The 19,379-nt window shown below is 46.9% G+C and carries 14 protein-coding genes; all 14 read right to left on the bottom strand.

Annotation, left to right across the window (positions count from 1 at the left end):
* Positions 1 to 231: 231 nt before the first annotated feature.
* The 14 genes from NBH01_RS25465 to NBH01_RS25400 all read right to left on the bottom strand — a co-directional run bounded on the left by NBH01_RS25465 (position 232) and on the right by NBH01_RS25400 (position 18,326).
* On the bottom strand, positions 232 to 1,719 hold the full coding sequence (locus NBH01_RS25465; RefSeq protein WP_225679543.1) for an MBOAT family O-acyltransferase: 1,488 nt from the start codon (positions 1,717 to 1,719) through the stop codon (positions 232 to 234).
* Positions 1,706 to 2,614 carry an SGNH/GDSL hydrolase family protein gene (locus NBH01_RS25460; protein WP_225679541.1) on the bottom strand — a complete coding sequence of 303 codons (909 nt, stop codon included), beginning with the start codon at positions 2,612 to 2,614 and terminating at the stop codon, positions 1,706 to 1,708. The genes NBH01_RS25465 and NBH01_RS25460 overlap by 14 nt, the downstream gene beginning before the upstream one ends.
* Positions 2,601 to 3,995 carry an SGNH/GDSL hydrolase family protein gene (locus NBH01_RS25455; protein ID WP_225679539.1) on the bottom strand — a complete coding sequence of 465 codons (1,395 nt, stop codon included), beginning with the start codon at positions 3,993 to 3,995 and terminating at the stop codon, positions 2,601 to 2,603. The genes NBH01_RS25460 and NBH01_RS25455 overlap by 14 nt, the downstream gene beginning before the upstream one ends.
* Before the next feature lie 221 nt (positions 3,996 to 4,216).
* A complete protein-coding gene (locus NBH01_RS25450; RefSeq protein WP_008762066.1) occupies positions 4,217 to 4,510 on the bottom strand; it encodes a PG0541 family transporter-associated protein in 294 nt (97 codons plus the stop codon).
* Between the two features lie 12 nt (positions 4,511 to 4,522).
* On the bottom strand, positions 4,523 to 7,681 hold the full coding sequence (locus NBH01_RS25445; RefSeq protein WP_211479276.1) for an efflux RND transporter permease subunit: 3,159 nt from the start codon (positions 7,679 to 7,681) through the stop codon (positions 4,523 to 4,525).
* Between the two features lie 30 nt (positions 7,682 to 7,711).
* Positions 7,712 to 8,728, bottom strand: coding sequence for an efflux RND transporter periplasmic adaptor subunit (locus tag NBH01_RS25440; protein ID WP_062694297.1), 1,017 nt, complete (start codon positions 8,726 to 8,728; stop codon positions 7,712 to 7,714).
* Positions 8,729 to 8,759: 31 nt separating this feature from the next.
* A complete protein-coding gene (locus NBH01_RS25435; protein WP_008762063.1) occupies positions 8,760 to 10,106 on the bottom strand; it encodes a TolC family protein in 1,347 nt (448 codons plus the stop codon).
* A gap of 49 nt (positions 10,107 to 10,155) precedes the next feature.
* Complete coding sequence (locus NBH01_RS25430) at positions 10,156 to 10,806, bottom strand: TetR/AcrR family transcriptional regulator (protein ID WP_055221670.1); 651 nt, start codon at positions 10,804 to 10,806, stop codon at positions 10,156 to 10,158.
* Positions 10,807 to 11,137: 331 nt separating this feature from the next.
* A complete protein-coding gene (hutH, locus tag NBH01_RS25425; protein ID WP_008762061.1) occupies positions 11,138 to 12,637 on the bottom strand; it encodes a histidine ammonia-lyase in 1,500 nt (499 codons plus the stop codon).
* Positions 12,634 to 13,263 carry a cyclodeaminase/cyclohydrolase family protein gene (locus NBH01_RS25420; RefSeq protein ID WP_062694295.1) on the bottom strand — a complete coding sequence of 210 codons (630 nt, stop codon included), beginning with the start codon at positions 13,261 to 13,263 and terminating at the stop codon, positions 12,634 to 12,636. Before NBH01_RS25420 ends, hutH begins: the two co-directional genes overlap by 4 nt.
* 21 nt (positions 13,264 to 13,284) lie before the next feature.
* Positions 13,285 to 14,538 carry an imidazolonepropionase gene (gene hutI / locus NBH01_RS25415; protein ID WP_062694293.1) on the bottom strand — a complete coding sequence of 418 codons (1,254 nt, stop codon included), beginning with the start codon at positions 14,536 to 14,538 and terminating at the stop codon, positions 13,285 to 13,287.
* Positions 14,539 to 14,635: 97 nt separating this feature from the next.
* A complete protein-coding gene (ftcD, locus tag NBH01_RS25410; RefSeq protein WP_008762058.1) occupies positions 14,636 to 15,538 on the bottom strand; it encodes a glutamate formimidoyltransferase in 903 nt (300 codons plus the stop codon).
* A gap of 28 nt (positions 15,539 to 15,566) precedes the next feature.
* Entirely contained in the window at positions 15,567 to 17,558 is a 1,992-nt protein-coding gene (hutU, locus tag NBH01_RS25405; RefSeq protein ID WP_062694291.1) for a urocanate hydratase, read from the bottom strand.
* Between the two features lie 120 nt (positions 17,559 to 17,678).
* A complete protein-coding gene (locus NBH01_RS25400; RefSeq protein ID WP_032850491.1) occupies positions 17,679 to 18,326 on the bottom strand; it encodes a DUF6563 family protein in 648 nt (215 codons plus the stop codon).
* Positions 18,327 to 19,379 lie beyond the last annotated feature (1,053 nt).

The raw sequence follows: 19,379 nt of genomic DNA, 5'->3' as shown, positions 1-19,379 counted from the left end.
AAATACCACACACGTCCATAGACTAAAATACAGATTACATAGAGATTTGTTCACAACTGTTTAAAAATGAATCAAACAGTAGTATCTCCATTGGGGATGACCCAAAAGTCGGTAGTATCTCCATTCTCCTCCTTCGGGAAGGAGGAGAATTAAGATACTATTGACTTTTTAGTCAGCCCCATTCAAGATACTATTGACTATCATTTAATTCAAAACAGTGTGGAAAGAAAGCTAAAACTGGAAATAAATAAACGGCTGAATCTCCGAACTCTTCATCTGAATGACCAGATAAATCAGAGCCACCATCAGCAGAGCTTTCCCTAAGAACGGCAAGCGAATAACTCCACGACAAGCAGCATTCTCCCAACTATCCGGAGTGAAATGAAGCAGAAAGCCGAGCAGCATCAAGGCAAACACGCGCCAGTAACCTTCGATCAGTTGTGGGAAAAGCTGCGGACGGAAAGTGGTGAATATTTGTTTTAACATATCCATCGAGTTCTGAAAATCAGCATTACGGAAGAATATCCAGCAGAAACAGACAAAGTGGAAAGTGATAATGATGCCGAATACACGACGCCAGCCATGACTTTGTTCCCCTTTCTTACGACCGGTGATGGACATCCACATCTTATGCGCCGCCAAAGCGATGCCGTGAAATGTTCCCCAAAGCACAAAGTTCCAGGAAGCTCCGTGCCACAATCCGCCCAAAAACATGGTAATAATCAGATTCAGATACTGGCGGAACTTACCTTTCCGGTTTCCTCCCAAAGATATGTACAGGTAATCGCGCAACCAACTGGACAATGAGATATGCCAACGCCGCCAAAATTCAGTAATAGAGGCGGACTTATAAGGAGAATTAAAGTTGAGATTAAAATGAAAGCCCAGCAGCAGAGCGATACCGATAGCCATATCGCTATATCCGGAGAAGTCACAGTAAATCTGCAAAGCATATCCGTATACTCCCATCAGATTCTCGAGACCGGAATAAAGGGTCGGATTATCAAAGATACGCTCCACGAAGTTGACACTGATATAATCGGAAATGATTGCTTTCTTGAACAAACCGGAGAGAATAAGGAAAATCCCCCGCCCGAACATCTCCTGAGAAACGAAAAGCGGTTTCCGGATTTGCGGAATAAAGTCACGGGCACGCACAATAGGTCCGGCCACCAGCTGCGGAAAGAAGGATACATAAAACGCGTAATCCAGTATGTTGGTCAATGGCTTGATGTCTTTCCGGTAAACGTCAATGGTATAGCTTAATGATTGGAAAGTGAAGAATGAGATACCTACAGGCAGGAATATATCAAGCGCCGTAAATTCTCCTCCCATCAACGAGGCAATCACTCCACCCAGAAAATTAGTATATTTAAAGTAGGCAAGAAGCCCCAGATTGACTCCCAAACTCAGAGTCACCAGGCCTTTACGCTTCCAGTGTCCTTCGGTACAGTCCATCCATTGCGCCAGCAGGAAGTCGCAAACCGTGACCAGCGCCAGCAGGAAAAAGTAAGTGCCGCTGCTCTTATAATAAAAGTAATAAGAGAAAAGCGTCACAAACAGAATACGGGCCGTATACTGACGCTGCAACAAGGTGTACACGATCATAAAGGCGGCAAACAGCCAAAGGAAGATACCACTGCTGAATATCATAGGTGCCTGCGGATCGTAGGTAAGCACCTCTTTTAACCGGCTGAAATCAATATCAATGGGAAACATAATCGTTATAAGCTTGAATTATGGCTTGGTATAATAAATTTCCTTGCAGGATATATCCCTCAGGTAAATAATGCACATGATCGGGACGCATCAATTTCGCTTCCGTCCAGTTGGTGCAGGCACGGCGCTTGCCCCCTACTACATCGTACATATCCCACACGAGCAGACGACGATCTTTGGCATAACGGCGGATTGTTTCTGCTGCCGTAGCCGTCCGGGGATTGATGGCGTATGTACGTTTCCGCCGCCTTTGCCGGAAACTTTCGTAAGAACCCGGAGGCGTGGTGAGAAGAATAGGGACATCGGGAAGGCTGTCGCGCAACAGTTTGACAAGTTCGTCCATCTGATTATAATGCAGGTTGACGTTATACCGTCGGTTATGACTTTCGTTGGTTCCGAAGGACAGAATCAGCAGTTCCGGCTTCATGGCTGCAATATCGGCAATACGTCCCGGATGGGTAAACGTCAGACAAGTAGCCCCGTTCACCCCCATATCGGTATAAGAGACAGCACCAAAGGTTTCTTTCAGCAGTGTTCCCGTAGTCTGCGGATAGATGTGCCCGCGTACATGACTGTCTCCGATATGGAGAATACGCACCGTATCTTCGGAAAGTCCGGCACGTACCTGACGGAGACGTTCAAACACGGGTGTCAACAGGGCAATACTGTCGATTATCTCATTCCTTCCGGTCTCGCGGAAAGCGGATGGAAAAGAAGTCTGCACGGCGATGGTGTCATTCGCCCAGTTCATTTCCCGCAAAGGTTTTATCATTTTCAAGGTCTTCCCCAATGGAGGACAGGCAGGGATACGGTCTTGCGCCTTTCCTGCCGGAAGAAGAAAGAATGTTCCAAGTACCCCCAAGATAAAGCCCAGCAACAGGTTATTCTTGCTCATAAGCACGCCTCCTGTCATATTGTTCCTTACCGTATATCAATGTTTCATAGAGCAGTCCTGCCAGATGTTTGCCTCCCCGGAAGTTGATATGAGTATAATCGTAGTTCGCCATCGAAGGTTTGGCGTGTACGAGGTTCGCCATACTGCCTTCGCCTCCCATCGCTTCAAACATATTCCAGAAAGCGATGCCGCTTTCGGCAGCAATGTTCTGCTGATAGCGAATCAGATTCTTGACTCCCGGCATGGTGCGAAGTTCGCCGTCTTCTGTCTTATAATCACGGTCGCCGACACTTAACAGCAAAATACTCGCCTGTGGAAAACAATTCTTCAGATGTTCGATAGAAGTGAGCAGTCCCTTCTGATAGTTATCATAATTGCGTCCCCGTTCGGTAGCCACATTCAATCCGTATTCAAGAATAATCAGATCATAAGGACGCTGTTCGTTAAACTGCCGCAACATCTGTAACGGAATGCCCCGCAACGATAAGCCGGAACTGCCTCGCAAGGAGAAATTATCGAGAACGATTCCTCGCTTACCATCCATCGCCAAGCCATAGAACAGCGTAGAATCGGCACGATCTACCGTCCACCGGACAGAGCCGATGCGTCCTTCAACGGAAATCTTCTGCAAATCGCCCGAAGGTCCTAAAGAGTAGTTCTTACTCTCCCCCCGATTCACACGGGCAGTAAGATGAACGGAATCTTTATTATAGAAGAAAATCGAAGCCTGCTGACAAGTATCAAGCAGCGAAGCATATTTGCTTTGCCCCCTCAACTCAACGTATGCCCCTTCACGGGGAATAAAGTAGTGTCCGGAAATACCCTGTTTCTTTTTATCGAAATACACACTGTCCGTCACCGCATGACTGGACCACCCGCCGAAAGTATGCCGCACGGTAGGACGATACCCGCTCGTCATCGAAGTAATGGTAACAAATCCGACACCGCAACCGCCAAACCGTTTCTGAAGCATTTCACGTAAATCAGCCGTAAAGATATCCGCCTCTATAAATGAATCACCGAAAACGGCGATACGCACCAGCCCGTCATGATCCGGATGTGAAGAAGAAGTACGGTCGAGCGCTTCATAAAAAGAAGCCATGCCGCGACGGGTAGAGTCACCGTAATCTTCAATACAAGTCATGCCCGCACGACAGGTATCGACAAAAACCGGCTTTACGACAGGAGGCAAAGGAATGGTATCCGAATCGGCCACCGCCACTTCCTGCTTCGGATAGCGAAGATCGCTTAAAATATCGACACGCCTCATCGTGTGTCCGTCGATCGTTATAGCCGGAAGCCAGTGCAACCCAAAGAGTGCTGCAAACACAATCAGTACAAGCCATAACGAATATTTCAGGTAGTTCTTGATAATCTCCATCTTATAAGTAGATATAAGCACTCATTGAGTCCTCGTTTTTTACCCGGTGCCGAGCCACCTCCTCATCGGTGCCGAAGGGAGGCCTCATCGGTGCCGGACCACAAGTTCATCGGTGCCGGACGTTTTCAGGCTGCAAAGATAGGGAAAAGCAAGAAAAAAGAAGGGAGAATCTACATTATTTATAGATTCTCCCTTCCGATTATTGATTCACTGTACGAACGCTAGATGGTCCGTTCAATGTTCCATACAAATGCACGTAATCCCAGCTGTTCGGTCTGTAAGTCCATCTTATGCAGGGTATCCAGCAGCGGATCGACTTTATTGTCATCGACCACCGTAAGGATAGCCGAACACATACTGGGCCAGGCATGACTGCCGAAGTGCGGATCGCCTGTCTTTGAACCACGTCCCTGCACCTTTTCAAGGTATGTAAAGCCACGGCAGTTCAGACGGTCGAGCAACGCCATGATCCGTTCGTAATAAGCCTGATCGAATGTTATCAATACTGATTTCATATTTCTTTTCTGTTATTTCTTAATAATTTCATCTTTATGTTCCTGGAAGTAGACATCCAGTTCGCGTTTGCGATGGAGTTTACGACGTCTGTTCTTGATACCTGTTCCGGCAAATACACAGTACAGCGTAGGAATCAGGACGAGTGTCAACACAGTAGATACCGTCAGACCACCGATTACGGCAATCGCCATCGGACTCCACATTTCAGAACCTTGTCCGCCACCGATAGCCATCGGGATCATACCCAGAACGGTTGTGGCTGTTGTCATCAATACCGGACGGAGACGGCTCTTACCGGATGTCACCACAGAGTTGATGACCGCCATACCCCGCTCTCGACAGAGCGTGATGTAGTCAATGAGCACAATACCGTTCTTCACCACAATACCAATCAGCATGATACCTCCCAGCAAACTCATTACACTCAGCGTACTGCCCGTAAAGAACAACGCCATCAAGACTCCACTAAATGCAAACGGCAGAGAGAACATGATAATGAACGGATAAGTCAGAGACTCGAACTGTGCCGCCATTACGATGAATACAAGGATAACAATCAGGATACCCAGTGTTCCCAAGTCACGGAACGAGTCCTGCTGGTCTTCGTACGAACCGGAAATCTGAATCGTGATTTCTCCCGGAATATCCATCTTATCAATAAGCTTGTTACCTGCTGCCACTACGTCACCCAACGGAGCACCGGAGATAACGGCGGATACGGTCACGATACGTTCACGGTCTTTACGCTCAATGGTAGGAGGCGCAAAACGTTCGACTACCTTTCCGACATCTTTTACACGCACGGATTCGCCTTTGGCATTATAAATAAGGATGTTCTCGATGCTTTCCAGACTTGTACGATATTCGGGTGCATAGCGCACTTTGATATCATACTCATCTCCGTCTTCACGATATTTGGAAGCAACGGCACCATTGATACGATTACGCAGGTAGTTACCGGCTGTAGCCAGGTTCAGTCCGTGCATCGCCAGCTTCTCACGGTCGAAGTCAACCTGATACTCAGGCTGGTAGTCACTACGGCTGATGTTTACCTCGGTCACCCCTTTCACGGTCAGCAACTCACGTTTCAAACGGGCTGCTACGCTATCAGTCATCGTCATATCGTATCCGTATATCTCAAAGTCGGCACTTGCCTGAGCAGACATACCTGTATTACTACCTCCCAGAATAACCTGTGCCTTGCTGAACTCCGGATAACCTTTCAAGTCCTGACGCATCTCGTCACAGACTGTTTCCAGTGAGATATCACGATCTCCCGGGTCTACCAGACTGATGTTGAAGGAAATAATGTGCGAGCCGTTGTCCTGCATGGAAGCCCACGTATTATCCGAGTCCGCCTGACCTACGGTATAGTTACATACCTTCATGATATCTTTATACTTCGTCAGCCACTGGTTAGTCAGCTTCTCAGAAAGTTCCTGAGCAATCTCTTTTCGTGTACCGATCGGCAATTCAAGCTGAACAGCAATACGGGCATTATCCTGTGCAGGGAAGAATTCCGTACCGATTCCTTTCGCACACAGCAAGCTGACAACGAAGAAAGCAATACATCCCACAATCACAACCGGACGATGACGAACTGCCCAGTTCAGCATTTTCGCATAACCTGCATCGAGTGCGTCCAACGCTTTCTCTATCGGAGTAAAGAAGAGCTTGAACATCTTCGACGGCCGCTTCTGCAGGCGAAGTAATTGCGAACAGAGCATCGGGGTCAGTGACAGAGCCGCGACGGTAGACACAAACATGATGGCACACATCATCCAGCCCAGCTGTTTGAAGAGCACACCGGACATACCGCTTACCATGGTCAACGGGAAGAACACAGCGATCATGGTCAGCGTAGAAGCGATTACGGAAATAGCCACCTCATTCGTTCCATGTACTGCTGCCTGTTTCGGGTCCGAACCACGCTCAATATGTGTCGTCACGTTTTCAAGTACCACAATCGCATCATCCACCACCATACCGATGGCAATAGACAGAGACGACAGTGAGATAATGTTGATCGTATTTCCGGTAATCGCCAGATAGATAAAGGAAGCGATCAACGAAAGCGGAATCGTGATACAGATAATCAATGTCGCACGCCAGCGTCCCAGGAACAGGAACACGACGATCACAACGAACAGCAAGGCATACATTACAGTCTCTGCCAAACTGTCAATCGTATTCAAGATATTATCGGAAGTATCGACAATCACTCCCAGCTTCACATCACTCGGCAGGTTCTTCTGCAAACGCGGAAGCGCTTCCTCTACCTTACGGGAAATTTCTACAGAGTTGGCGCCCGACTGCTTCTGAACCACAATCATCGCACCCTGCACACCGTTATTATAGGTTTCCTGCGCACGCTCTTCCACCGTATCCACGATGCGGGCCACATCACGCAGGAAGACATTCGCTCCATTGTGCGTACCTACTACGATATCTGCCAACTGGCGGGAATCATCAAACTCCCCTTCCACACGGAGGGCATACGTCTCACTACCGATATCGAAGTTACCGCCCGGAATATTCTTGTTTTCGGCTCCGATAATAGAGCTGATAGTTTCAATGCTCAGGTTATAAGCTTCCAGTTTGTTAGGGTCGCAATATACCTGAATCTCACGCTGCGGCGCACCACTGATAGACACCGTTCCCACACCGGGAATACGTGCCAACGGGTTAACCACACGGTCGTCCAGTATCTTGTAAAGCGCGGCCTGGCTCTCATTGGCCTGTACCGAAAGCAATACAATCGGAATCATGTCCGTACTGAACTTGAAGATGATCGGATTCTCGACATCATCCGGCAGCTGTGAGCTTACCATATCGAGTTTGTCACGCACATCATTCGTCAGCACGTCAATATCATTACCAAACTCAAATTCCAATGTAATCAATGACATATTCTCGGAAGAACGAGAGGTAATATGTTTCAGGTTACTCACCGCATTCAAGGTATTCTCCAGCGGTCGGGTAACGTTATTTTCTATATCCGAAGCACTTGCGCCAGGATATGCGGTCATTACCATGATCGTATTTGTATCGATGTCCGGATACAAGTCGATAGGTAACTTGGACAAAGAGAAAAGACCAAAAATCACCACTGCCAGAAAGCAGAGGGAGGTCATAATCGGTTTCTTAACCGCACCTTCGTATAAACTCATTTCTTTATAGTGATTAGTTTAATAGTGATTTTACTTCTCGATCTCTACTTCCGTACCGTTTATCAGACGTGCCTGTCCGGCCACTACCACCTGCGAGTTATCGGGCACACCGGATTTCAGCTCATACTCCGAGCCCATGCGTCTGCCTAACTCCACTTTGTTGTAGGACACTTTACCATCTTTATAAACGTACACATAGCGATCGCCGGAACCTGCCTGTTTCACAATAGCCAAGTCGGGTACTACGACGTTGTCCGCCGTACCGAAGTTCAAGGTAGCACGGGCAAACATTCCCGGACGTACACGCTGATCTTTGTTGTCCAACTTGATCTCGATCTGGAAAGTACGGGTAGTTGCGTCGATAGTCGGATAGATCAGGCTGATAGTTCCCTTGAACAGTTCGTCGCCATATACATCCAGCTTCACATCTACCGGTTCGCCTTTCTTCACCTTCGTGAAGTAGGTTTCAGACACATTGATCATCAGCTTGACCGGAGTGATCTGCTCTACTACCAGCACCGGACTTCCGCCACTATACATATCACCATTATCGTAATTACGGGCAGTGATTACTCCGTTGATCGGGCTCAACAGAAACGTATTCTCTACCAAATTATCATAAGCAGTCTGCTTCACATCGAGCTGCATCTTCGCAGCATCCCACTCTGATTTGGAAGCACCGCCTACCTTATAAAGTTCGTCGATACGATTAAATTCAATTTGCTGATTGTCCAGTTGCAGTTTCGTCTGTGTGAGGTTGGCTGCATCCATCTGCACCAGCTTCTGGCCTTTGGATACACGGTCGCCCACTTCTACCAGAATCCGGTCGATGCGGACAGGTGACGAAGGAGCAATGTTGTTCTTTACTTCAGCTTCTACCGTCGCTGTATAATCCTGTATCTGATCTACGGGACGGGCTGTTACATCAGCCACTTTTACTCTGGGCTTCTCGTCTTCCTGTTTCACAGCAGCCTTATCTTTTCCACCCGTACATGAGCTCATTACTACTGTCAATAGCAGAGCCACTAATTGGATACCTTTTTTCATATTCCTTAGTTGTAATTTTAGTTGTCTATCTTTATTGTTTTCCCAAAACCTGATCAAGGTCAGCCTTAGCTACCAGGTAATCGTAGATTGATTGATTGTAAGTAAGTTGTGCCTGCGTCAGTGATACCTGCGAACTGTTAAGTTCAAGCACGGTTCCCTTACCGACTTCATAACGTTTTCCGGCAATCTGTACCGCTTTTTCAGCCTGCATCACGTTTTCTTTGTTGCTGACCACCTGCTCGGAGCTGGCAGTCATATTGTTACGGTAGCTGACTACCTGCATATTCAGTTTTCTCTCCGTATCGATGCGGTTCCAGTCAAGCTGGCGCATCTGGATGCGGGCCGATTTTACCTTCGTAAAGTTGCTCGCCCTATACAAAGGAATGCTCAGATTGAACATCAAAGACGAACTGTTGCTCCACGTATAATCAAAGAAATTGATGTTCGGATTATACAAAGACTGATATTGATAAGAGAAGCTCATCGACAAAGTAGGCATGAAGTTCGTTTTCAGCGACTTCACGTTCTTTTCGAGCAATTTCATATTCAGCTCGAACTGCTTCATCGTTGTATTGTTCTCCAGACTCATATCTTCTTCTTTCAACTGATTGGCAAACAGCATTGATTCGTAGTTTGTCAGATTATCGTCAGTCTTAATATCCACATCAGCCGTAATGCCCATCAACACTTTCAACTGGAGTTTTGCCAGCGTCACGGCATTGGCGGCAGAAATGACATTCGGCTTGATGCTGCGCATCTGTACTTCTGCGCTGATCTTGTCAAATTCGCTGACTGCACCTTGTTGATATTTGGCGTTCACGACATTGAAATTATCTTCTGCCAACTTATAGCTGCCTTGAAGCACTTCATAACTATCTTGTGCAAGCATCAGCTGATAATAAGCCTTGGTCACTTGATTAATCAAATCCAGTTCGGAAGCACGCGACTTCTCCACTGCCAGTTCGATATCCGTCTTTGTCATTGACATAGCCCGATAAACAGCCGGTGCAAACAAAGGCAGGTTAATGCTCAGTCCGGCATTGGCGGTATTCGTACCGTCCTGCCCCATCTTGAACGACATATCGTTCAGTTTCATTTCAGCCGCTTTGATCGTGTGATCCAGTGATCCGTTTAGGCTTGCTTCGGGTAACAGGCTCTGCCATGCTTCCTTACTTGCAACTTTCTTTAAGGCAATTTCTTCTGCCGCCACCTTTATCGTAGGATTCTCATCCAACGCTATTTCCAGGGCTTTGTCCAGCGTCAATGTCAGCGTATTCTGCGTTGTCTGCTCCGTCTGAGCCTTTGCAAAGCCAAACGCACAGAGAGCCATTGCCGTCAGAAGCATTTTCTTGCCTGTCAATCTTTTCAATCTGTTCATAAACTCGTTTCTATTTGATCCTTAATTGTTTGTCATCCGAACCTTACTTCTATTGTTGCTCGACCCGGTTTTTACGATATTCTGATATAAATTCCTCTAAAACTTTGGCTCCTTTTTCCGTGGAAATGCCACGTATATAAGTAAACATGATGGACTCATATACTTCTATAAAAGGATATTCGTTGCAAATGTCCGTATTCAACAGCACATCAAACTGCTCGCGCACCAACAGATTGACTATCTCAAAGTTGACATCCGAACGAAAGATACCTTGCTCCACGCCCGACTTAAAGAAAGACATCGTCTTCTCTGAGTCACTTTCGCTACGGTCTTTCATCATCGCATATACCTTCGGATATTTCTTGATATCCTCGAAGAAGCGCTTGTTGGTCTGATGAAAGATCTCGATGCTTTTCTGAAAGACAGCAAGTATCACCTCCAGCACATTGTTGGATTGCTCGTATATCTCCTGCAAGTATTTGTCTCTCTCGGCTTGCTTTTGCAGAATACACTCCTTCAATAATGATTCCTTATCTGCAAAAACCTCATAGAGCGTACGTTTGGAAATGCCCAATGCTGCCGCAATGTCATCCATCGTAATACACTTGATACCTTTCAAAGTAAAAGCTTCTGTCGCGGTCATTATAATCCGTTCTCTCAGCTCCGCCTTTTGGGACGCGTCTCTTCCATGCTCCATCATCACTCTTTTTAGATTTTGTTAGACTCAGTTTTCTATAAATTCACCATTTAAAGCGAAAAACGGAACAAAGATATATAGAAAACTCAATTAACAAATCAAGTTTCCTTTTATTTATAGCCCATTTGATAAATATTATCATTCATTAGAGGTATATGAAAACAAGTGTTAAGAGGAAATATAGAGCAAAAGTAAGGAATAGAGGTATATGAAGTAAAGTTTTATCGCTGTAAGAGGGAGAATAATCGGCAAATGCCGGATAAATACCGATAAGAATCGATCGTTTATCCGGCAATAACAGTCACCATTATTAACGAAAAGCGAAAAAGGAGGTTTAGTACTCTAACTTAGTCCTTTTTAAAAAAGCGACTGTTTTATGTATTTCTTTATACATCACGATGTCATCTTTCACAAAAGGCACTTCTTTCCGGTAGGCATGCAGGAAACTCTCCAGCAGCGGAGACGTTTTCAGCGGACGGCGGAAATCGATGCCCTGCGCAGCATTCATCAGTTCGATGGCAAGGATATGTTCAAGGTTGTCCATCACTTTATAAAGTTTGGTTGCGGCATTGGCTCCCATACTTACATGATCTTCCTGCCCGTTGGACGAAACGATGGAATCGCTCGATGCGGCATAACAGTACATTTTGTTCTGGCTGACCATAGACGCAGCAGCATATTGGGGAATCATAAAACCGGAATTCAGTCCCGGATTGGCTACCAAAAACTCCGGAAGTTCGCGAAGTCCCATAATCAATTGAGAGACACGGCGTTCGGAAATGTTTCCCAGTTCTGCCAAGGCAATAGCGAGAAAGTCATAGGAGATAGCCAACGGCTGACCGTGGAAATTTCCACCGGAAATGATTCTGTCTTCGTCAGGGAAGATCGTTGGATTGTCCGTGACGGAATTGATTTCGGTCAGCAGTACGGAGGAAACATAGCGGATAGCGTCTTTCGTGGCACCATGCACTTGCGGGATGCAACGGAAAGAGTAAGGATCCTGTACGTGCGCCTTGGGACGTTCGATCAGTTCGCTGCCTGCCAGCAGTTTACGGAAAGCCTCTCCCGTCTCGATCTGTCCGGGATGAGGGCGTATCTGCTGGATGCAATCCATAAACGGGTCGATGCGTCCGTCGAAGGCTTCAAGAGAAAGAGCAGCTATCAGGTCGGCTTTCTTGGAAAGGCGGAAGGCTTTGAGAATGGCAAATACACCATTGGCACTCATGAACTGGGTACCGTTGAGCAGTGCAAGCCCTTCCTTGCTCATGAGCCGGACGGGTTCCCAGCCAAATTCGTCGAGCACGCTGATTGCTTCGCATTTCTTTCCTTTATAGTTGACGTCGCCCACACCAATCAAAGGAAGGAACAGATTGGCTAATGGGGCGAGATCGCCGGAAGCTCCCAAAGAACCGCGGTCATAGACGATGGGCAGTACATCGTTATTGAAAAAGTCGAGGATACGCTGTACGGTGATTAGTTGCACGCCGCTATGTCCCAACGAGAGAGCGTGGGCTTTGAGTAACATCATCAGTTTGATGATGACAGGACGGATTTCTTCGCCTACACTGCAGGCATGGCTCTTTATCAGGTTTTCCTGCAAGGTTCCCAATTCGCCGGAAGAAATATTTTTAGTGCATAATGAGCCGAAGCCGGTGGTGATGCCATAAAGAGGTTCTTCGGAAGAAGCTATTTTATGGTCTAGATAATCACGGCATTTCTGAATGCGGAGCTTGGCTTCGGGAGCCAGTTCCAGCTTCAGATTCTCGTTGATGATCCGTTCGATGATTTCGAAGGTCAGTTCTCCGGAACCTATTTGATACACATTCTTGCTCATACGCGTAAATCTTGGTTGACGGCATCCAGTAATTCTTTCTCTTTCCGGCAAGCGGTTTGCTCTATCCGGTCCGCTTCGGCTTGCAAGCCCTGGACAAATTCTTTGTCTTTGAGTACCCCCAGATTAATGCGGACATTCAGCAATGCCCCCAATACGGCGGATCGTGCCGCCATCATGGCTACACAGGCGTCTGTAATAGCGTTCCGGTTTCCCAGACGGGCGATGTCTGCTATGACGGGCATCACTTCAAGTGCTTTTCGGGCAACTTCCATCGGAATGAGGGCGGCATGCCTGGTGGCTTCCTGAATGGCAGCGCTACGGACAGCTTTTTCTTCATCGGTAGCTTTGGGAAGTTTAAAACAGACAAAAACTTCATCATAGGCTTCGGAGTCTTTATCAATCAAGGCGATGAATTCTTTTTGGAATCGGGTGGTAAGCGTCTGTGCGTGCTGCATTACTTCTTCGCTGGCTTCATATCCTTTCTTGCCGATGGTGAGTCCTGTCACCATCGTGGCCAAAGCGGAAGCCAGCGCTCCACCTAAAGCGGCAATACTGCCACCGCCGGGTACCGGATCATTGCCGGCTACCTTATCTAAGAAATCTTTTACGGTTAAATCTGCTAACATGGTATTTTATGCTTTTAGTTATCAATTGACGGGGTATAACATACCGCCTTTAATAGTCATGATGACACAGTTCATGCCTACGTAGTATGGCAGAATGTGATAATTGTCCGAATTCAGTATGACAAAGTCACCTTGCTTGCCTACTTCGATACTTCCGATCCGGTCTGCCCGATGAAGGGCAGCAGCCCCGTTTAGTGTGAGGGCAGTGATGGTTTCTTCGATGCTAAGTTTCATGTAAATACACGCCAAAGCAATGGTCAACGGGATGGAACCGGAGAAACAGCTTCCCGGATTCAAGTCTGTGGCAAGTGCTACGGCACAGCCGGCATCAATCATTTCACGACCGCGTGCATAAGGTTCTTTCAGTGCGAAAGCCGTCAGAGGCAGCAGGGTAGCTACTACTCCTGCGTCGGCCATTGCACGGATTCCGGCATCGGAAGCCTGAAGCAGATGATCAGCAGACAAAGCGCCCAGTTCGGCAGCCAGCTCAGCACCACCAAAGGAAACGATTTCATCGGCATGGAGCTTTAACAGGAAGCCTTGTTCTTTGGCTGCCCGAAGGAGACGGCGGGACTGTTCGACAGAGAAAACTCCTTGTTCGCAAAAGACATCACAACATTCGGCTAGTTCGTTCTCGCGGATAACGGGGAGCATTTCACGAATCAGAAAGTCGATGTATTCGTCTCCTCTTCCTTTATACTCTTCGGGAAGGGCGTGGGCTCCTAAGAAAGTGGATACAATGTCGATACGTTTGTGCTCGTCATTGTTCAGGCTGCGCATTATTTTCAGTTGCAGCAGCTCTGTTTCCCGATCGAGTCCATAACCGCTTTTACCTTCTACCGTGGTGACTCCCATAGCACTCATCTTCTTCAGAAAGCCTTCGGCTGCCGAGCGAAGTTTCAGGAAATTCATTTGCCGGGTAGCTTTTACGGTACTGGCTATCCCTCCGCCACGTTCCATGATGGACATATAGCTTTCGCCTTTCAGCCGCCATGAAAATTCTTCGGAACGTTCTCCGCCAAAAACAAAATGGGTATGCGAATCGACAAAGCCCGGAAGCAGGCAATGTCCCCGGGCGTTGTAATGCCAGTAATGCTGGTAGTAGCCGTCACGATCTTCGCCACGACTCTCGCCGACGTAAGTGATGATGCCTTTGGTCACTTCTACCGTTCCGTTTTCTATGATGCGGAGTTGTCTCATTTCCGCACCTTTACGGGCGGAGATTCCTGTCGGGGTGACAATACGGGCATTGAATATAATCAGGTTTTCACTCATTGATCTTTTATTATTCGGTTCTTACTATTTCAATCATAATTCGATATAAGTTTCAGCAGCTTTATATCGGACGCACATTATTTTAATACTCCGGGCGCTATTCCATGATACGCGCTTCCAGCACCTGCTGCATGGAGAAATTCTCCAGTCCTAAATAATAGGAGGCCGTATCTATCAGCGCTTCCATCGGCACCAGACCAATGATCTCACTTCCAACAATCGTCACTCCATAGCGGCGGGCCTCAATACGCACCAATTCGAAAGCACGGTAAAGGGCGGTGCGGGTGTAATCGGTCATATTAATGGATACTTGGGTGATATTCCGCTCTTTCAGTTCCACCCCCATTGCTTTGACGTAGCGGAGACCGCCGTTGATATGCCGGATATTTTTTGCTATCTTCGTGGCTATTTCAAGATTATTGGTACTCAGATTGATGTTATAAGCGACTAGCGGCATTCGGGCACCGATAGCTACCGTTCCGGCAGTGGGATGACGCTCGGCAGGGCCGAAGTCGGGCTGCCATTCGGGAAGTCTGATTTTCTCCGCCATTCCTTCAAATTCTCCCTTACGGACGGAGGCCAGATTTTCCCGATGCGGAGCTGTGGCGGACTTTTCATACAGAAAGACAGGGAGATTATATAGTTCCGCCACCCGGGAAGCCACTTCTTTCGACAGGGCGACGGCTTCTTCCATCGTCGTATTCTTGATCGGAATGAAAGGAACCACGTCCACCGCTCCCATGCGGGGATGCTGTCCGCTATGATGATTAAGGTCTATCAGACGGACAGCAATGCCGATAGCTTCAATGACTGCATCGCGCAAGGCTTCCGGTTCGCCAACCAAAGTGACTACCAGACGGTTATGATCTTCATCATTGCTATAATCGAGCAGCTTCACGCCGGATTTGCCACGAAAAGGGGCTACTATCTTGTCTATTTTCTCCAAATCACGTCCCTCGCTAAAGTTGGGGACACATTCGATGATCTTACTCCAATTCATATTTATTTCTCTATTTCGTTACTTTCTATTACAATGCTTCTTTTATTGTCTTTTTAATCAGCTCGTCATCAGCCAGATAAGGCATCGTTATATGATACCCTTCCGAATGTGATTCATTGAAAGCGTCACTAGTTTCCATTGCATGCGGATTGCGGGCCCACGAACGGCGGGCCACTCCGCCCATCACATCCCAAAGCATAGCCGAGCGAAGTATCTCGTCTACCCGTTCGCTGCCGTCACATACCATGCCGAAGCCGCCATTAATCGCTTTTCCGATACCGACTCCGCCGCCATTATGCAGGGCTACCAAGCTCATGCCACGCGCGCAGTTTCCGGCGAAACACTGCACGGCCATATCAGCCATGACATTACTTCCGTCTTTGATATTCGATGTCTCACGGAAAGGCGAATCGGTTCCACTCACATCATGATGATCGCGGCCCAACATGATCGGTCCTACTTCTCCCCGCCGTACCATTTCATTGAAACGGAGGGCGATATTCATTCTTCCTACGGCATCCTGATAGAGAATACGTGCCTGAGTACCTACTACCAGCCTGTTCTTTTCGGCGTCGCGTATCCAGTTATAATTATCCAGATCCTGTCCCCGGCGATTGACATCAATGCACTCCATTGCGGCACGGTCCGTTTTTATCAGATCTTCGTGCCTACCGCTCAGACATACCCATCGGAAGGGGCCATAGCCATAATCAAAGAGTTGGGGTCCCATGATATCTTCTACATAACTCGGCCATATAAATCCGTCTTTCTCATCAACTCCATTGCGGGAAATCTCTTTCACTCCGGCATCATAAATCGCTTTCATAAAGGAGTTGCCATAATCGAAGAAGTAAGTGCCGCATGCCACCAGTTTCCGGATTACCTCAAAATGGCGGCGCAAAGAAGCGTCTGCCAGACGACGGAACTGATCAGGAGATTCATGAAGAAGGCGGGTCCGCTCATCGAAAGTCAAGCCTGCGGGACAGTAGCCTCCTTCGTAAACGGCATGACAAGAGGTTTGATCGGACAAAAGTTCAATATGAATCTGCTCGCGTTCCGCATATTCCAGCAAATCGACGACGTTGCCATGATAGGCTATCGAGCAAGGTTCCCGACGTTCCATCGCTTCTTTTGCCAGGCGGAAAGCTTCCGACAGGTCCTGTGTGACATGGCCTACCCATCCCTGCCGATAACGTGTTTCGATACGGGAGCTATCGACTTCGGCTATAATAGAGGCTGCTCCGGCTATTTCGGCTGCCTTTGGCTGTGCCCCGCTCATTCCTCCCAAACCGGAAGATACGAAGAGGTGACCACGCAAATCTTTGTCCTGCGGAATGCCGAGTTTCAATCGCCCGGCATTGAGTAATGTATTGAAAGTGCCATGAACAATACCCTGCGGACCGATATACATCCAGCCGCCCGCCGTCATCTGCCCATAGTTGGCAACTCCCATTTGTGCGGCAATGTGCCAGTCGTGCTGATTGTCGAACTGACCTATCATCATAGAGTTGGTAATAATAACGCGGGGAGCATCGGGACGGGAACGAAACAGTCCCAACGGATGTCCGGACTCAATGACCAGTGTTCGCTCAGGAGTAAGTTCTTCGAGATATTGCTTGATCAGGAGGTATTGCATCCAGTTCTGACAAACTTGGCCGGTTTCACCATAAGTAACAAGTTCATAGGGATACAACGCGATATCAAAACAGAGATTGTTGTCAATCATTACTTGAAAGGCTTTGCCTTCCACACATTTGCCACGATATTCATCAATCGGCCTGGCTTTCAGATCGCCTGCGGGACGGAAGCGGTATCCGTAAATTCGCCCACGGGTACGCAATTCTTCCATAAATTCAGGTGCCAGTTGCTCATGCAATTCCAAGGGGATATAGCGCAATGCATTCTTCAATGCCGTAGCTGTCTGCGCCGGCGTAAGCGTATAACTACGGTCGGGGGCCCTCCGGATACCTTCTATGAAAGCTGGGTAGGGAGGTAACGTGTTGCCAAGAGTTATCTTCATAATAAGCAGAATTAAGGATTACAAACTGTAAGCAATACAGTTCTATAACTCTTCGCAATATAGAAAAAAAGAAGAGAAAAGACAAAGGTTTTGGTAGATTTATTATCAGAAAGGTATTATTTATTCTTTCTGCTGCTCACCACACAGCATTTGCAGATACTTGAAGGTATGCTTCGCTTCCTGACTGTCTTTTGTAAGGTAGGCTTTTTTCCATTCCGGATGTTTTTCCAGCAGTTGCGCCATCTTTTCTTTTCCTACAAAATCAATCTTTCCGGTCTCACCGTTCAGCTCATAGCAGACCCGTTTAGTAACCAGACTTGAAGCAGCAAGAGCATCTCCCACATTTCCGCCCAGTTTCACATCATCTTCTTCTGCAAATGTCCCACCAATTACCGACCCTAATGGCATCGCACAGAAATAGATATTTTTGCCCAACTGAACAGCCGGAGCATACCACGCCCCGAAACGCATCTTTTTATAACGCAACTTACGACAGTTGATAAATAAGTCTCCTTCAGAAGTACGCACCGCAAAACAACGCTTCTTCAACTGGCGGCACATAGATTCATCATTGCCTGCCGTTATCCGGTAGTCAGCCCCGCCTGTCAATAGAATCTGGCTTCTGGAACGCTTCTCTACTCGCAACACTGCAAGGGTATCGCCATCTTGAGCCATCAACTCCTTCAAGTTTGAATAAATGATATTCTGCGCAACTACCGGAAGGCTAATCACGCTTATCAGCAACCACAAAATATATCCTTTCTTCATAAGCCATCCTCCTTTCTTCATTCAACGCCTTTTCGAGTGGAAAGTTATAAATTTTAGCGCATAAATGCAAGAATGGAAAAAGAAATGTTGAAAAAAGAAGTCAGGAAGCCCCTTTCGCCTTCTTGGCACAGCACCTCTTACACGCAATTATCCCGGAAGCAAGTCAATCGCACCCGAAGTTTGTTTATTCATGAGATACGGTTTATGGTTCTTTTCATAATCTTATCTTGGCTTTTTTCATTCGGAATATCAGGTGTTTTATGTGGTATATCAGGCGTTAATACCTGAGTCGTCAGGGTTGACTAAAAAGTCGGTAGTATCTCCAATTCCCCTCCCTTCGGGAAGGAGGGGTGGCTGAAAGCCGGGGTGGTAGGTAAAATGATGTATATTCCTATTTTACTGTAAATGAAAGAATTATGTATTCACCTACCACCTCCCCCTACGGGTACTCCTCCTTCCGGAAGGAGGAGATTCGAGATAGAATCGACTTTTTAGTCACTCCCATTTGAGATACTACCGGCTTTTTAGTCAGCCCCATATCAACTATTAATGATTGAGGAATCAGGTATTAATACTTGTTATGACCGATATTATGACTTATACTGTGCCCCATACTGATGTAGCATACATAAGTAATCATAAAGAATAAGTTGTGACAATTTACATGGAAACAGGCTCCATTCATATCCGTTTAAGTTTGTGACAATGTTTATCCGGGCAAAGGAAAGATAAGTACCTAGGAACAACAGCAAATGAACGATTCATTATGCTATCATGCAGGCATGATTAATATATTCCGTCAGTAACAATAAATCGTTTCACGTACATGCTCCCATCAGTCCACGTACGTAAACTATTGAGCTCACATACGTGAACCGAACAGATCACGGACGTGAAACGAAAATATGAAACGAACAAAATATATTAGTCAATGTACTTCCCTAATAATGGTTGACTTGTTTATCTCTAATAGCTGCTATGTGTTGACTAGAAATATTACTAACCCTGGCAGCTGTTTACTTTATTATTTATTATTCCTGCCTCCGGTTTACT

It is taken from the genome of Bacteroides sp. B1-V-101 (genome assembly GCF_023656585.1).
Taxonomy (GTDB): Bacteria; Bacteroidota; Bacteroidia; order Bacteroidales; family Bacteroidaceae; genus Bacteroides; species Bacteroides thetaiotaomicron.
Note: the sequence above shows the minus strand (reverse complement) of the source record. Positions and strands in the feature narration are given on the sequence as shown.

What these genes read in the sequence shown, in the direction of transcription:
- NBH01_RS25465 (WP_225679543.1), bottom strand. Translation starts at nt 1,719, where the DNA reads ATGTTTCCCATTGATATTGATTTCAGCCGGTTAAAAGAGGTGCTTACC.
- NBH01_RS25460 (WP_225679541.1), bottom strand. Translation starts at nt 2,614, where the DNA reads ATGAGCAAGAATAACCTGTTGCTGGGCTTTATCTTGGGGGTACTTGGA.
- NBH01_RS25455 (WP_225679539.1), bottom strand. Translation starts at nt 3,995, where the DNA reads ATGGAGATTATCAAGAACTACCTGAAATATTCGTTATGGCTTGTACTG.
- NBH01_RS25450 (WP_008762066.1), bottom strand. Translation starts at nt 4,510, where the DNA reads ATGAAATCAGTATTGATAACATTCGATCAGGCTTATTACGAACGGATC.
- NBH01_RS25445 (WP_211479276.1), bottom strand. Translation starts at nt 7,681, where the DNA reads ATGAGTTTATACGAAGGTGCGGTTAAGAAACCGATTATGACCTCCCTC.
- NBH01_RS25440 (WP_062694297.1), bottom strand. Translation starts at nt 8,728, where the DNA reads ATGAAAAAAGGTATCCAATTAGTGGCTCTGCTATTGACAGTAGTAATG.
- NBH01_RS25435 (WP_008762063.1), bottom strand. Translation starts at nt 10,106, where the DNA reads ATGAACAGATTGAAAAGATTGACAGGCAAGAAAATGCTTCTGACGGCA.
- NBH01_RS25430 (WP_055221670.1), bottom strand. Translation starts at nt 10,806, where the DNA reads ATGATGGAGCATGGAAGAGACGCGTCCCAAAAGGCGGAGCTGAGAGAA.
- hutH (WP_008762061.1), bottom strand. Translation starts at nt 12,637, where the DNA reads ATGAGCAAGAATGTGTATCAAATAGGTTCCGGAGAACTGACCTTCGAA.
- NBH01_RS25420 (WP_062694295.1), bottom strand. Translation starts at nt 13,263, where the DNA reads ATGTTAGCAGATTTAACCGTAAAAGATTTCTTAGATAAGGTAGCCGGC.
- hutI (WP_062694293.1), bottom strand. Translation starts at nt 14,538, where the DNA reads ATGAGTGAAAACCTGATTATATTCAATGCCCGTATTGTCACCCCGACA.
- ftcD (WP_008762058.1), bottom strand. Translation starts at nt 15,538, where the DNA reads ATGAATTGGAGTAAGATCATCGAATGTGTCCCCAACTTTAGCGAGGGA.
- hutU (WP_062694291.1), bottom strand. Translation starts at nt 17,558, where the DNA reads ATGAAGATAACTCTTGGCAACACGTTACCTCCCTACCCAGCTTTCATA.
- NBH01_RS25400 (WP_032850491.1), bottom strand. Translation starts at nt 18,326, where the DNA reads ATGAAGAAAGGATATATTTTGTGGTTGCTGATAAGCGTGATTAGCCTT.